This window comes from Curtobacterium sp. MCLR17_031, from assembly GCF_003234775.2.
Lineage (GTDB): Bacteria > Actinomycetota > Actinomycetes > Actinomycetales > Microbacteriaceae > Curtobacterium > Curtobacterium flaccumfaciens.
The window spans coordinates 3,313,851-3,328,360 of record NZ_CP126270.1 but is presented as its reverse complement, the minus strand read 5'-3'; the positions used below and the strand labels follow the sequence as shown (position 1 = coordinate 3,328,360).

General features: G+C 70.5%; 15 protein-coding genes and 1 tRNA gene. 10 read left to right on the top strand and 6 right to left on the bottom strand.

Annotation, left to right across the window (positions count from 1 at the left end; translation table 11 throughout):
• Positions 1–103: 103 nt before the first annotated feature.
• Entirely contained in the window at positions 104–997 is an 894-nt protein-coding gene (ypfJ, locus tag DEI96_RS15750) for a KPN_02809 family neutral zinc metallopeptidase (protein WP_111024145.1), read from the bottom strand.
• A 114-nt stretch (positions 998–1,111) separates the two neighbouring features.
• Between ypfJ and DEI96_RS15745 the strand changes: the two genes are divergently transcribed.
• Positions 1,112–2,254, top strand: a complete 1,143-nt coding sequence (locus DEI96_RS15745; protein WP_111024146.1) for a glycerol dehydrogenase — start codon at positions 1,112–1,114, stop codon at positions 2,252–2,254.
• 27 nt (positions 2,255–2,281) lie between these two features.
• Here DEI96_RS15745 and DEI96_RS15740 read toward each other — a convergent pair whose 3' ends face one another.
• Positions 2,282–3,049, bottom strand: a complete 768-nt coding sequence (locus DEI96_RS15740) for an NAD(P)H-hydrate epimerase (RefSeq protein WP_111024152.1) — start codon at positions 3,047–3,049, stop codon at positions 2,282–2,284.
• Between the two features lie 34 nt (positions 3,050–3,083).
• Between DEI96_RS15740 and DEI96_RS15735 the strand changes: the two genes are divergently transcribed.
• On the top strand, positions 3,084–3,869 hold the full coding sequence (locus tag DEI96_RS15735; RefSeq protein WP_071244025.1) for an alpha/beta fold hydrolase: 786 nt from the start codon (positions 3,084–3,086) through the stop codon (positions 3,867–3,869).
• 53 nt (positions 3,870–3,922) lie between these two features.
• Positions 3,923–4,954, top strand: a complete 1,032-nt coding sequence (locus DEI96_RS15730) for an aldo/keto reductase (RefSeq protein ID WP_111024147.1) — start codon at positions 3,923–3,925, stop codon at positions 4,952–4,954.
• A gap of 201 nt (positions 4,955–5,155) precedes the next feature.
• Here the strand turns inward: DEI96_RS15730 and DEI96_RS15725 are convergent.
• Both DEI96_RS15725 and msrB read right to left on the bottom strand, forming a co-directional pair.
• Positions 5,156–5,231, bottom strand: a tRNA-Thr gene (locus tag DEI96_RS15725).
• A gap of 37 nt (positions 5,232–5,268) precedes the next feature.
• Entirely contained in the window at positions 5,269–5,676 is a 408-nt protein-coding gene (gene msrB, locus DEI96_RS15720) for a peptide-methionine (R)-S-oxide reductase MsrB (RefSeq protein WP_027466599.1), read from the bottom strand.
• Positions 5,677–5,741: 65 nt separating this feature from the next.
• On the opposite strand from msrB, the gene DEI96_RS15715 reads away from it, so the two are divergent.
• The 7 genes from DEI96_RS15715 to DEI96_RS15685 all read left to right on the top strand — a co-directional run bounded on the left by DEI96_RS15715 (position 5,742) and on the right by DEI96_RS15685 (position 11,814).
• A complete protein-coding gene (locus DEI96_RS15715; RefSeq protein ID WP_181440558.1) occupies positions 5,742–6,215 on the top strand; it encodes a GNAT family N-acetyltransferase in 474 nt (157 codons plus the stop codon).
• Positions 6,215–7,294 carry a DUF2332 family protein gene (locus tag DEI96_RS15710; protein WP_111024148.1) on the top strand — a complete coding sequence of 360 codons (1,080 nt, stop codon included), beginning with the start codon at positions 6,215–6,217 and terminating at the stop codon, positions 7,292–7,294. The genes DEI96_RS15715 and DEI96_RS15710 overlap by 1 nt, the downstream gene beginning before the upstream one ends.
• Positions 7,295–7,390: 96 nt before the next feature.
• Positions 7,391–7,702, top strand: a complete 312-nt coding sequence (locus DEI96_RS15705; RefSeq protein ID WP_241660403.1) for a DUF3263 domain-containing protein — start codon at positions 7,391–7,393, stop codon at positions 7,700–7,702.
• Entirely contained in the window at positions 7,699–8,310 is a 612-nt protein-coding gene (locus DEI96_RS15700) for a LytR C-terminal domain-containing protein (RefSeq protein ID WP_071404071.1), read from the top strand. The genes DEI96_RS15705 and DEI96_RS15700 overlap by 4 nt, the downstream gene beginning before the upstream one ends.
• Before the next feature lie 193 nt (positions 8,311–8,503).
• Positions 8,504–8,707, top strand: coding sequence for a cold-shock protein (locus DEI96_RS15695; RefSeq protein WP_017888049.1), 204 nt, complete (start codon positions 8,504–8,506; stop codon positions 8,705–8,707).
• Positions 8,708–8,964: 257 nt separating this feature from the next.
• Positions 8,965–10,587, top strand: a complete 1,623-nt coding sequence (groL, locus tag DEI96_RS15690; RefSeq protein ID WP_017888048.1) for a chaperonin GroEL — start codon at positions 8,965–8,967, stop codon at positions 10,585–10,587.
• A gap of 330 nt (positions 10,588–10,917) precedes the next feature.
• Positions 10,918–11,814, top strand: a complete 897-nt coding sequence (locus DEI96_RS15685; RefSeq protein ID WP_146246940.1) for a putative endonuclease domain-containing protein — start codon at positions 10,918–10,920, stop codon at positions 11,812–11,814.
• Between the two features lie 205 nt (positions 11,815–12,019).
• Here the strand turns inward: DEI96_RS15685 and DEI96_RS15680 are convergent, their stop codons facing one another.
• Together DEI96_RS15680 and DEI96_RS15675 are read right to left on the bottom strand one after the other, a co-directional pair.
• The gene (locus DEI96_RS15680; protein WP_110863081.1) at positions 12,020–13,717 is read right to left on the bottom strand and encodes a sensor histidine kinase; all 1,698 of its coding nucleotides are present in this window, start codon (positions 13,715–13,717) and stop codon (positions 12,020–12,022) included.
• A gap of 66 nt (positions 13,718–13,783) precedes the next feature.
• A complete protein-coding gene (locus DEI96_RS15675; RefSeq protein WP_017888045.1) occupies positions 13,784–14,479 on the bottom strand; it encodes a response regulator transcription factor in 696 nt (231 codons plus the stop codon).
• Positions 14,480–14,510: the final 31 nt, after the last annotated feature.

Below are 14,510 nucleotides of genomic sequence, written 5' to 3'. Positions count from 1 at the left end.
CGCCTGGACGAGCGCTGACGCCTGGACGAGCGCTGACGCGCTGACCACGGACGGGAGGCCCGGTGCCAGCTGGCACCGGGCCTCCCGTGGTTCGACGGTGCGGCTACAGGGCCGAACCCGGGATGCTCAGGGTGTCGCAGCTCGTCGCGCCCTGCTGGTAGCCCCGCAGGAACCAGCGCTGTCGCTGCTCGCTCGACCCGTGCGTGAACGAGTCCGGGTCGACGCGGCCGGTCGCACGCTCCTGGATGCTGTCGTCGCCCACGGCGCTCGCCGCCGACAGGGCGTCGGTGATCTGGGAGCGGGTGATCGGTTCGAAGAAGGTCTCGCCGTTCGCGTCCTCGGTCGTGGCGGCGTCGCCGACCCAGGCCCCGGCGTAGCAGTCCGCCTGCAGCTCGACGCGGACACTGCCCGACGACGCCCCCGTGCCGGAGCGGTCGGTGTTCGCGAACGACCCCTGCAGCTGCTGGATGTGGTGCCCCCACTCGTGGGCGACGACGTACATCTGCGCGAGCGGACCGCCGGACGAGCCGTACTGCGACTGCAGGTCGTCGTAGAACGCGGTGTCGAGGAAGACCGCACGGTCCGGTGGGCAGTAGAACGGACCGGTCGCGGCCGAGGCCTGCCCGCACGAGGTGTCGGTGGAGTCCTGGAACAGGAAGAACTCCGGTGACGTGTACGAGATGCCGAGCGACCGCGCCTCGGAGGTCCAGTAGGCGTCGAGCGACTCGGCCGCGCCCTCCATCCGGCACTCGACGCGCAGGTTGGCGTCGCGCCCGGTCCGGCACTCGGGGGCGGCGTCGGCAGACTCGCCCTCCTGCTGGATCGTCGTCAGGCCGTTGCCGCCGCCGACGATCCCGCTCACGTCGACGCCGGTGAACTGCAGGATCAGGAACACCACGATGGCACCGACGCCCACGGCACCTCCGCCGATCGCCGTGGTGCGACCCCGCCGCTTGACCTTGCCGCCCCGGAGTTGCGAGTCGTCGTTGAACGTCATGATCCCGAACCTACCGATCAGCACCTCCCGATCAGCGGCCCCGCGTACCGTCGGCGGCGTCGGCCACCCCGACACCTGTCGTACACCTGTCGTACAACCGGAAGGAACCGCACGATGGCCACTCCCATCAGCACCGTGATGAGCCCCGCCCGCTACGTCCAGGGCAAGGACGCGATCACCCGCGTCGGCGAGTTCATCGCCCCGATCGGCAAGCGGCCCCTGATCGTCGCCGACGACGTGGTCTGGGGCATCGTCGAGACCGCCGTCTCCGAGAGCTTCCGGTCCGCCGACCTGGCCGTGGAGCGTGTCGGGTTCGGCCGCTTCGCCACCCCAGAAGCCGTCGACGAGCTCGTCGAGCAGATCCGCGCGACGGACGCCGACGTCATCGTGGGGCTCGGCGGCGGCTCCGCCATCGACGCCGCGAAGGCCGCTGGGCACCTCGCCGGCATCCGGTGGGCCAGCGTGCCGACGGCTGCGTCCACCGACGCCCCGACCTCGGCGCTCGCCGTCATCTACACCGCCGAGGGCGAGTTCATCGAGTACCGCTTCTTCCCGCACAACCCGGACCTGGTGCTCATCGACACCAGGCTCGTCGCCAACGCGCCGGTGCAGTTCCTGGTCGCGGGCATCGGCGACGCGCTGGCGACCTGGGTCGAGGCCCGTGCCGCGAAGCGCGCCAACGCCGACACCATGGCCGGCGGCCTGCAGACCCAGACCGGCGTCGCGCTCGCCGAGCTGTCGTGGAAGCTCCTGCACGAGAACGCCCTGCAGGCCATCGAGGCCGTCAAGGCCAAGGTCGTCACCCCGGCCCTCGAGAAGGTCGTCGAGGCGAACACGCTGCTGTCCGGCCTGGGCTTCGAGTCCGGCGGGCTCGCCGCCGCCCACGCGATCCACAACGGGCTGACCGCGGCTCCGCAGGCGCACGGCCTGGCGCACGGGCAGAAGGTGAACATCGGGACGATCGCGCAGCTGGTGCTCGAGGGTGCCCCGGCCGAGGAGATCGAGGACTTCGTCGTCTTCACCACGAAGGTCGGCCTGCCGAACACCCTGACCGAGATCGGCCTGACGGTGGACGACCGTGACGTGCTGCGCGCCGTGGCCGAGGCTGCGACGGTGGAGGGCGAGACCATCCACAACATGCCGTTCCCGGTGACGCCCGAGCTCGTGGTCGACGCCCTGGTCGCCATCGAGGGCATCGCACGCAGCATCCGCGCCGAACACGGTCTGCCGGAGCCCGTGCTGTACGAGCACCACTGACGCACTGACGCACTGACGGGCGAGGGGTCAGGTGCGGATCAGCGGCTCCGTCGTCGCCAGGTCCGCACCGATCCCGACGTCGACGAGTTCGATCCGCCCGGCGAGGGTGGCGGCGGGTCCGGTCAACAGGCCGGCCTTCACCCCGCCGAAGGTGACGGTGACGTCGGCGTGCAGGACGTGGTCGTCCGCGACGCCGCCGGTGTCCACGTCGATGCCGCTCGGCACGTCCACCGCGACGACGAACGGCGCACGCTGGTCGCGGGCGAGCTCACGGATGGCGTCCACGACCTCCCGAGCGGGGGACCGCAGTGCGTTCGCGCCGTGCACCCCGATGCCGAGGATGCCGTCGAGCACCAGGTCGGCCTCGAGCGCCGCCTCGGTCGCGACGTCCGCCAGGCGTTCGCCGTCGCTCCGGCCGGCGGCTCGCAGGATGTCCGCCGCTCCGCCCGCGTTCGGTCCCGAGGCGCCGGACGGGCCGTCCAGCAGACGCGCGCCGGCGTCCAGCGCCGCTGCCAGGCCGGCCTCGTGGACACGGGAGCCGACGCGCAGGACCGCCACGTGCCTCCCGGCCGCTGCCAGGCGAGCACCCGCGAACAGGGCGTCGCCACCGTTGTCGCCGCTGCCTGCGAGCACGAGGACGGACCCCGGTCCGTCGACCGGCCGCACGGCCGGGTCGTCCAGCAGCTCGCCGCCGATGCGCGCGAGCCCGTCGGCGGCCCGCTGCATCAGGGGTTCCCCCGCGTCGAGGTGGGGGCGTTCCGCCGCCCGGATCTGATCGCCGCCGTAGCCGTCCATGGCCACCACACTGCCCCGATACGCTTGAGAGGACATGTCACTCGTCCCCGAAGCGCCCCGCCCCCGGTTCGTGATGTCGCCCGACGGGCTGCGACTCGCGACCTACGACTTCGGCGACCCCGACGCCCCGGCCGTCATCGCGGTGCACGGCTTCGCCTCCGGTGCGGTGCTCAACTGGCACGCCTCGGGCTGGACGCGGCACCTGGTCCGAGCCGGCTACCGGGTCCTGGCACTCGACCAGCGCGGGCACGGCGCGAGCGCGAAGCCGCACGACCCGGGTGCCTACTCGATGGACCTGCTCGTCGCCGACGTCACCACGGTCATCGACACGTACCTGCTCGACGACGTCGCGTTCCTCGGCTACTCGCTCGGCGCACGGGTCGGCTGGCACACCGCCGAACGCCTGCCCGGCCGGATCTCGCGTGCGGTGTTCGGCGGGATCCCGGACGCCGACCCGATGCGTCGCGTCCGCGTCGACCAGGCGAAGGCGTACATCGCCGACGGCACCCCCATTGAGGACCGCGTCACGAACGGCTACCTGACGATGGCGGGCAACGTCGAGGGCAACGACCTCGGCGCGCTCGTGGCCATGGTCGAGGGGATGCGGAACAGCATCGAGCCGACCCCGGAGAACGCCCCGGCGCAGCCGCTCCTGATCGCCGCCGGCAGCGAGGACGGCATCCGCGACAGCGCGGTCCGGCTCGCCGAGGCCGCGCCGGACGCCACCTTCTTCGAGATCCCCGGGCGCAACCACTTCAACGCCCCGACCTCGCGGCCGTTCCGCGAAGCGGCACTGCGGTTCCTGTCCGCCCCGCGCTGAGGGGTACTCGTGGGTCCCCTCGGTCGGACGGCACCGGGCGTACCGTCCCCGCCATGGACTACAGACTCCTCGGCAACAGCGGGACATCGGTGTCGACGCTGACCCTCGGCACCATGACGTTCGGCAGCGAAGCCGACGAACCCACCTCACACGCCATCCTCGACGCCTTCGTGGCCGCCGGAGGCACGCTCGTCGACACGGCGGACGTCTACTCCGGCAACGAGTCCGAGCGGATCATCGGCCGCTGGCTCGCAGCACACCCCACCGAGGCCGCGCAGGTCGTCCTCGCCACCAAGGGCCGGTTCCCGCAGGGCGACGGCCCGAACGACCTCGGCCTGTCCCGACGACACCTGCGCGTGGCCCTCGACGCCTCGCTCGAACGGCTCGGCGTCGACCACATCGACCTGTACCAGATGCACGCGTGGGACGCCCTGACCCCCATCGACGAGACCCTGCGGTTCCTCGACGACGCCGTGTCCGCCGGCAAGATCGGCTCCTACGGGTTCTCGAACTACCTCGGCTACCAGGTCACCAAGGCCGTCTACGAGGCGAAGGCGCACGGCTGGGCACCGCCGGTCACCCTGCAGCCGCAGTACAACCTGCTCGTCCGCGACATCGAGCACGAGGTCGTGCCCGCCTGCCTCGACGCCGGCATCGGGCTGCTGCCCTGGTCGCCCCTGGCCGGCGGTTGGCTCTCCGGCAAGTACCAGCGCGACGAGGCCCCGACCGGCGCCACCCGACTGGGCGAGAACCCGGAGCGCGGCATGGAGGCGTGGGAGGCCCGCAACGGCGACGAGCGCACGTGGGAGGTGCTCGACGCCGTCTCCGAGGTGGCCGACGCCCACGACGCGTCGAAGTCGCAGGTCGCACTGGCCTGGCTGCTGGCCCGGCCCGCGGTCACGAGCGTGATCCTCGGCGTCCGCACCCTGTCGCAGCTCGAGGACAACCTCGGTGCCGCCGACCTGGTGCTCACCGACGACGAGCTCGCCCGGCTGACCGACGCCAGCGCTCCCCGCATCGACGACTACCCCTACGGCACGGCCGGCGTCGCGCAGCGGGAGCGGAAGATCACCGGCGGGCGCTGAGCGGACAGGACCGCTGCGCGTTCGTGCACATCGTGCGGATTTCCGCGGATGTGGGGTCAGGGTGTGGACGCGCGGGTCGGTGAGGTGTCATCCTCGTCGCACGACCGGCTGGTTACCGCGTCCAGCGCCCGGAACGCCCCCTGATCCGCGTTCCGTGTGCCGATGCCCCGGGCGAGACTTCGCCCGGGGCATCGCTTCGTCTGGGGCCGGCAGCGGGACTTGAACCCGCAACCCCCGTATTACAAGTACGGTGCGCTACCAATTGCGCCATGCCGGCTGACGCCGCTCATCCTACCGGTGAGGGCGTCCGGGGCTCACTCGCCCGACTTCTCCGAGAAGTTCAGCGAGATCGAGTTCATGCAGTACCGGTCACCCGTGGGGGTGCCGAACCCGTCCGGGAACACGTGGCCCAGGTGCGAACCGCAGTTCGCGCAACGGACCTCGGTGCGGGCCATGCCGAGGGAGTTGTCCTCGATGAGCTGCACGGCGTCCGGGTTCACCGACTCGTAGAACGACGGCCAGCCGCAGCCGGAGTCGAACTTCGTGCCGCTCTTGAACAGCTCCGCGTTGCAGGCCGCACAGGTGTAGACGCCGGCGCGCTCCTCGTCGAGGAGTTCACCGGTCCACGGTCGTTCGGTCCCCGCCTGGCGGAGGACGGCGTACTGGTCCGGGGAGAGCTCCTCGCGCCACTGGGCGTCGGACTTGTCGACGTTGTATGCCATTGGTTCCTCCTGCTTCCGGCCGGGCTCTTCCGGGCACTCCCGACCACTTCACTAAACTCGCCACGATGTCCGAGCATTCCGTGCACCACGCCCGCTGGACCCGTCTGACGACGGACGAACTGTACGGCATCGTCGTCGTGCGCAACCGCGTGTTCGCGCTCGAGCAGCGGGTCACCGCCGAGGACTTCGACGGCCGTGACCGCGAGCCCGACACCGAGCACTGGTGGTTCGGCACGGACACCGATGCGGTTGGGTACCTGCGGCTCATCCGCCCGGCAGTCGACGAGGTCCACCCCGACGGCGCAGCGCCGCCGGCGTGGGTGATCGGCCGCGTCGCGACCGACCCGGAGCATCGTGGACAGGGGATCGCCGGGCGGCTCGTCGCCGCCGTCCTCGACGAACACGGACACGACCCGTTCGTCCTGCACGCTCAGGAGTACGTCGCCGCCCTGTACGAGCGGTACGGCTTCGTACGGTTCGGGGAGCCGTACGTGGAGGCCGGCATCCGCCACGTCGGCATGCACCGGCCCGGGCGCTGATGGACACCCGCGCCCGGTACGACGCGTACGCCGACCGCATCCAGGCGGTCTCGCCGTCGTACGCCGCCTGGGCCCGGTCGCTCGACGACTCGCTGGTCGCGCTCCTCGCCGAGGTCCCCGAGCAGCAGCGGCAGCCGGAACTGTTCTTCGCGGTCGCGCGGCGGCTGGGCGCGGACCCGTCGGACCCGGGTGCGCTGCGCGCGCTCGGCCTGGAGGCCCGCCCCACGCTGGTCACGGCCCTCGCCTCCGCCACGGTGCAGGCCAACGACCCGCAACGGCTCGCCCCGGTCGTCCCGCTGTTCGCGGCGCTCGCCGAACGGTCCGTACGGCCGCTCGGCCTGGTCGACGCCGGGGCCGCCGCCGGGCTGTGCTCGATCCCGGACCGGGTGACCCTGGAGTACCGGACGTCGGAGTCCCGGGTGCCGGCGGAACGCGCCCCGGTGCGGTCGTCGCGCCCCGACTCCTCGGGGCGCGACGACCACGGCGGGGCGCACGACGAGCTCGTCCGGATGCACACGGCGGTCGACGAACCCGCGGTCCGTCTCGTCGCGGACGTCTCCGGGGGCCTCCCGGCTCCGGCGAGCAGGCCGATCCGGATCGGCGCGCGGATCGCCCTCGACCCGAACCCGATCGACCTCGCCGCACCGGGCGCGTTCGACCGGTTGGTCGAGGCCGTCCCGCCCGAGGCGTCGGACCGGATCGCCCTGATGCGCGAGGCGGCGCGCTCGACGCTCGCCGTGCCTCCCGTGCGGATCCGGGGCACGCTGCCGAGTGACCTCGACCGTGCACTGGACGCCCTGCCGGACGACGTCGAACCGGTCGTCCTCACGACCGGGACCCTGGTCTACGTGCCGGGCGCGGACCGGCAGCGGTTCGTCGACCGGATCCGTGAGCGGGGGGTGCACTGGATCGCCCTCGAGCGCACCGGGATCCTGCGCGGGGTGGCGGCGACGCTCCCCGATGACCTCGACGCCGCTGACCCGGACGCGTTCGCGACGGTCTCGCTCGACGGGGACGCGGTGGCCGTCTCCGACCCGTTCGGGACACGTGTGCGCTGGTTCCGCGCGCCGAACCTGTGACCGGTGTTCGCGACAGTCCAGCGCCGTGCCAGGGTCCGGATCGACTCCACCCCTACGATGTGCGAGACCCGTTACCCGACCGTGATCGGAACCGCCGTGACCAGCCCCACCGACGAACGCAGCACTGAGCAGCTCAGCGAGCTCGCCCAGCGCGTGCTGTCGTTCGAGCAGGACCGGGCACGGCACGACCGCACGAAGGAAGCGGAGATCCGGGTCGAGTTCGAGATGTCGGCGGCGCGCTACTACCAGGTGCTGAACCGCGTGATCGACTCGCCCGCGGCACTCGCGTACGACCCGCAGCTCGTCAGCCGGCTGCAGCGGCTCCGTCACGCGCGCACCAGCGCCCGGGCGACACGCAGCTTCGTCGCGCCCGGTGCAGCTCCCGAAGGACGTGAAGAGGAACGATGAGCACGAGATTCCCCCGAGACCGGTTCGACGACGTCGCCGACGGCCCGCGGGTCGGTGCGCACCGCGGTGCCCAGCGTCGCGGCCGCGGCTGGATCGCCTTCGCCTGGGCGGCGCTCGCCACCGGTGTGCTCGTCGGCATCGGGGTGCTCGTCCTCGCACTGCTGAACGGCAGCTACTCCTTCAACAGCTCGGATTCCCCCTCGGCCTCCACGTCGGCGTCCGCCACCGCGAAGCCCTCGGCGACGTCCAAGCCGTCCGCGTCCTCGTCGGCCGGTTCCGGCTCTGCAGGGTCGGGATCGGGCAGTGCGGCGGCCGCGACGCCGGCGCAGCAGGGCACCACCACCGTCGTCGTCCTGAACGGCACGACCACCACGGGCCTCGCCAGCCGAGCGAGCGCGGCGCTGACCGGCGCCGGCTGGCAGGTCGCCTCCACCGGTGACGCCGGCACGACGGGCTCCACGTCGACGATCGTCTACTACCAGCAGGCGTCGCAGGCGGCGGTCGCGCAGGGCATCGCGAAGCAGCTCGGCGTCACGGCCGTGCAGCAGTCGGCGGCGTTCCCGAACGCCGACGTGAGCGTCGTCCTCGGCGCCGACTACACCGGCTGATCGGTCGCTCTGCGGGGCGTCGCGCCGCGTTTTCCGCGCATTGTGTGACGGCCGTGTTTCGGGCACGTTGATTTCTGACGGAATCGACGTGAAACAACGTCACACCTCTTGCCTGATCGGACGGGTTCGGTCAGAGTCCCATGCAGACGACGATCACGTCGTTCCGCACTGCAGTACCAGGGAGCAAGAGATCATGGCCAACGGAACCGTGAAGTGGTTCAACGCTGAAAAGGGCTTCGGCTTCATCACCGTGGATGGAGGGGGCCAGGACGTGTTCGTGCACTACTCGGCCATCGACATGTCGGGTTACAAGGTCCTCGAGGAGGGCCAGGCCGTCGTCTTCGACGTCGGCACCGGGTCGAAGGGCCCGCAGGCAGAGTCCGTCCGCCCCGCCTGAGCAGCACCACTTCCAGAACGCGCCGTCCCGTCAGGGGCGGCGCGTTCGTCGTGTGCGGGGACGGTGACCGGCGCGGGGGGCGCGACCGCGGCGGTGGTGCGGGGTCCACCGGACGCGACGTGTCCTGGGAAGTCGTCACGAGCCTCCCGACTGTGTTGCACTCACACCCGGCGAGTGCCAGAATCGGCGTTGGCACTCGCTCACGCTGAGTGCCAGCACGACCCCCAAGACGACGTCCGGGAGGGACGAAAAACCACATGGCTAAGATCATTGCTTTCGACGAGGAGGCCCGCCGTGGCCTCGAGCGCGGCCTGAACCAGCTGGCCGACGCCGTGAAGGTGACGCTCGGCCCGCGCGGCCGCAACGTCGTCCTCGAGAAGAAGTGGGGCGCCCCCACGATCACGAACGACGGTGTCTCCATCGCCAAGGAGATCGAGCTCGACGACCCGTACGAGAAGATCGGTGCGGAGCTCGTCAAGGAGGTCGCCAAGAAGACCGACGACGTCGCCGGTGACGGAACGACCACCGCGACCGTCCTCGCCCAGGCGCTCGTCCGCGAAGGCCTCCGCAACGTCGCCGCCGGTGCCGACCCCGTGTCGCTCAAGCGCGGCATCGAGAAGGCCGTCGCCGCCGTCTCCGACCAGCTCCTCGCCAACGCGAAGGACATCGAGACCAAGGACCAGATCGCCGCGACCGCGTCGATCTCGGCCGCTGACCCGACCATCGGCGCGCTCATCGCCGAGGCCATCGACAAGGTCGGCAAGGAAGGCGTCGTCACCGTCGAGGAGTCGAACACCTTCGGCACCGAGCTCGAGCTCACCGAGGGCATGCGCTTCGACAAGGGCTACCTGTCGCAGTACTTCGTCACCGACCCCGAGCGTCAGGAAGCCGTCTTCGAGGACGCCTACATCCTGATCGTCAACTCGAAGATCTCGAACATCAAGGACCTCCTGCCGGTCGTCGACAAAGTGATCCAGGCGGGCAAGCAGCTCCTGATCATCGCCGAGGACGTCGACGGCGAGGCCCTGGCCACGCTCGTCGTGAACAAGATCCGCGGCATCTTCAAGTCCGTCGCCGTCAAGGCCCCGGGCTTCGGCGACCGCCGCAAGGCCATGCTGCAGGACATCGCGATCCTGACCGGTGGCCAGGTCATCTCGGAAGAGGTCGGCCTCAAGCTCGAGAACGCGACGCTCGACCTGCTCGGTCGTGCCCGCAAGGTCGTCATCACCAAGGACGAGACCACGATCGTCGAGGGTGCCGGCGACGCCGAGCAGATCGCCGGCCGTGTCCGCCAGATCCGTGCCGAGATCGAGGCGACCGACTCCGACTACGACCGCGAGAAGCTCCAGGAGCGCCTCGCGAAGCTCGCCGGTGGCGTCGCCGTCATCAAGGCGGGTGCCGCGACCGAGGTCGAGCTCAAGGAGCGCAAGCACCGCATCGAGGACGCCGTCCGCAACGCGAAGGCTGCCGTCGAAGAGGGCATCGTCGCCGGTGGTGGCGTCGCCCTCATCCAGGCCGGTGCCGTCGCACTCGAGGCCCTCGAGCTCGAGGGTGACGAGGCGACCGGTGCGAACATCGTCCGCGTGGCCATCGACGCGCCGCTCAAGCAGATCGCGCTGAACGCCGGTCTCGAGCCGGGTGTCGTCGCCGCCAAGGTCCGCGAGCTCGAGTCGGGTTGGGGCCTCAACGCCGCGACCGGCGAGTACGTCGACCTGATCGCCGCCGGCATCATCGACCCCGCCAAGGTCACGCGTTCGGCGCTGCAGAACGCTGCGTCGATCGCCGGTCTGTTCCTGACCACCGAGGTCGTCGTCGCCGAGAAGCCCGAGCGCACCCCTGCTGCTCCGGCTGGCGACCCGACGGGTGGCATGGACTTCTAAGTCCGCCTGACAGAAGGGCCCCGCACGCTGCGCGTGTGGGGCCCTTCTGCGTGTGCGGGGGTGGGTGGCGGTTGGGCGGGGTCGGGGCCGGGAGGTCACGCCACCCCGCTCAGGTCCGCCGAGCGGTCACGAACCGTCGGTTCGGCCCGTTCCAGTCGACGCATCGTGACCGTCGGCCGGCGCAGGAGCGGGGAGTCGTGGCCGGCTCGCGCGTGCGGCTTGCGCGTGTCCGGGGTCGTCTCTCCCGCACAGGAGGCCCGGCTCACCTCGTTCTCCACAGGTTGCGAGTGCGCGTGGCCGGCTAGCGTGCCCCGCAACGACCATGACGGCATGCCAGCTGCCCGTCGCCTCCCTGCTCCGTTCGACCGATCCACCTTCCGCGTGGCCGATGCGGTGGGGCACGGCATCGATCCGGAACGACTCCGACGCACCGACCTGGCAGCCCCGGTCCACGGTGTCCGTGCCCCGATCGACTCGGTCGACTTCATCGACGCCGTCGCCCTGGTCATGCGTCCCGATCAGTTCTTCAGCCACACGACCGCCGCCGCGATCTGGGGTGCGCCACTGCCGCGGTCGGTGCGCACGGTCGGGCCGGTGCACGTCTCGACCGCGAGGGACGGGTGCCGGATGCGTCGGCCCGGCGTGGTCGCGCACCGCCTTGACGGGCCGAGGACGGTCGAACACCGCGGGTTCCTGGTCAGTGTCCCGGCGCAGATGTGGTTCGAGTGCGCCGCCGTGCTCGAACGTGACGCGCTGGTCGCGATCGCGGACCACCTCGTCGGACCAGCCGGGCTGGCGACGGCGGACGACCTCCGTGTTTCGATCCGCCCCGGCACACGCTTCGCGCTCGCTGCTCGGCGGGCGTTGGACCTCGTCCGGGCCGGGGCGGAGTCGCCGCAGGAGACCTGGCTCCGTCTGGCCGTGGTCGAAGCGGGGTTCCCCGAGCCGGAGCTGAACGTCGACGTGCACGACGGTGCGGGGCGGTTCCTCGGACGCGTCGACATGGCGTGGCCGGAGTTCCGCATCGCGTTGGAGTACGACGGCGATCACCACCGGGAGCGCGACACCTTCCGACACGATCAACGACGGGACAACGGGTTCGTGGTGAACGACTGGCTCGTGATCCACGCGACCGCATCGGACGCACACCGACCCGCGGTGTTGTTCGAGCGACTCCGCCAGGCGTTCGAGGTCCGAGCGGTCGGAAGTCGTCGACGCTCCGCGTGACGGCTGTGATAGCCACGCCGAAGATCTCATCGCCGGGCGGTCACGACACGTCGTTGGCTGTGCGCCGGCCGGTCACGAACTGTCGGTCAGCGGGAGCGCAGACGACAGATCGTGACCACTCGGCGGCGTCGGACGGGGTGTTGTGACCGCACGGGCCACGGGACGCGAGCGCCCAGGCCGCAGCAGCCGGCGTGGGTCACGCGGGTCAGGCGGCGAAGTCGCGGGGGAGCAGGGGGAGCCAGACGCGGAAGGTGGCGCCGCCGCCCTCGGTGTCGAAGACCTCGACGGAGCCGTGGTGCGCCGCGACGATGCCGGACACGATGGCGAGCCCGAGGCCCGAGCCGCCGGTGTCCCGGGCGCGCGAGGTGTCCGCACGCCAGAAGCGCTGGAAGATCTTCTCGCGCAGCTGCGGCGGGATGCCCTCACCGTGGTCGATCACGTCGAGGTGTGCCATGCCGCGCTCGTCGTCCACGCCGATGCCGATCTCGATCGGGTCGTCGTTCGCCGTGAACCGCATGGCGTTGCCCATCAGGTTCGTGACGATCTGGCGGATCTTGTTCTCTTCCGCCAGGACGATCGGCGGGCGCTTCGGCAGCACGACCGTGGGCAGCGGTGTGGTCTCGTCGGTCGGTGCGGCGCCGGCGTCGATGTTCATGGCGCGGGTCCGACGGGCCCGGAGGCGCGCGATGGTCTGGCGCGAGAACGCGATCGGCCCGGTGGTGTTCGCCGAGGTGGGCGACACGGGCGGTGCTTCGCCGGAGTCCGGAGACCCGATGGACGACGACGACGCCGATGGGCGCACGGCCTGGGGCACGCTCTCGCCGGTCAGGGAGTCCTCGACGAGGACCTGGATCTCGCGGTCGGGGTTGGAGGCCATCGTGTCGAGCGCCGAGTCACGGGCGATGGCGACGAGGTCGACCGGGCCGAGCTCGAGGGGCTTCGACTCGTCGATGCGGGCGAGCTGCAGCAGGTCCTGCACGAGCAGGCCCATCCGCTGCGCTTCCTTCTCGATGCGCTCCATCGCCTGGGCGACGTCCTCTTCCTTGCGCAGGGCGCCCATCCGGTACAGCTCGGCGTACCCGCGCAGGGACACCAGCGGCGTGCGGAGCTCGTGCGAGGCGTCCCCGACGAATCGCCGCATCTGGGCGATGGTGCGCTCGCGGTCCTCGAACGCGGAGTCGATCCGCTCGAGCATGACGTTGAGGGAGCGGTTGAGGCGGCCGACCTCGGTGTTCGGGGTGTCGGCCTCGAGGCGCTGGTTGAAGTCGCCCGCGGCGAACCGTGCGGCGGTGTCCTCGACGTCGCGCAGCGGGTCGAAGGTCGCGGTGACGAGCAGCCGGGTGAGCATGGCGCCGAGCAGGATGACCGAGGCACCGAACCCGAGGAAGATCGCGGTGAACTTGCCGATGGTCTCGTCGGTACCGGCACTGGAGACCGCGATGAGCACGTAGCCGGTCTCGGTGGTGCCGTCGGACTGGTTCTGCAGCGATGCCGGGATGATCTGCGCGCGCCACTCGTGGTTGTGCTGGCTGTCGTAGAGCGAGATGCGCTGGTTCGCCTGCGAGGCCTCGACCAGGGTGGCTTCGCGGACGTCGGGCCGGCTCGACGCCTTCGTCTGGCAGATCCGGTCACCGTCGGCGTCGTACGCGGCGACGTAGGCGCTCTGCGACACCACGACGGACAGCTTGCAGTACTGCTCGCCGTCGCTGATGTTCTGGCCCTCGAGCTGCTCGGTCGTCTGCTTGACCGTGTTGTCGAGCTGCTGCATGAGGTAGGTGGACAGCACGGTCATCGTGCCGAGACCGGCGACGAGCAATCCGAGCGCGACGAGCAGCACCGTGATCCCGGTGATCTTGGTGCGCAGGGAGATCCCGTCCCACCAGTGGTTCATTCGCGTGTGCATGCTGCCCCAACGATAGACAGCGGCCGCCCGGTGAAACCGGACGACCGCCGTGAAGAGGTGATGGTGCTACGAGGCCTTGGACGCCTTCAGCATGTAGCCGAAGCCGCGCTTGGTCTGGATGATCGGCTCGGCGGAGTACTGGTCGAGCTTGCGGCGCAGGTACGAGATGTAGCTCTCGACGATGCCCGCGTCGCCGTTGAAGTCGTACTCCCACACGTGGTCGAGGATCTGCGCCTTCGACAGCACGCGGTTCGGGTTGAGCATGAGGTAGCGGAGCAGCTTGAACTCGGTGGGCGAGAGCTCGATCTGGGCATCGCCGATCGTGACCTCGTGCGTGTCCTGGTCCATCGTGAGCTCGCCGGCGCGGATGATCGCGTCTTCCTCGTCGTTCATGGTGCGACGGAGGATGGCCTTGATGCGGGCGACGATCTCGTCGAGCGAGAACGGCTTGGTGACGTAGTCGTCGCCGCCGACGGTGAGGCCGGTGATCTTGTCCTCGGTGTCGTCCTTCGCCGTCAGGAACAGGATCGGCGAGGTGTAGCCCGAGGAACGCAGGCGCTTGGTGACGCCGAAGCCGTTCATGTCGGGCAGCATCACGTCGAGGATGATGAGGTCCGGCTCTTCTTCCAGCACGGCGGAGATCGCCTGTGCTCCGTTGCCCACCGCACGCACGGCGAAGCCGGCGAAGCGCAACGAGGTCGTCAGGAGGTCGCGGATGTTCGGCTCGTCGTCGACGATCAGGATCTTGGGGCCATCGCTCATGGTCTTATCTTCTGACTGTTCCCTCGGGGTT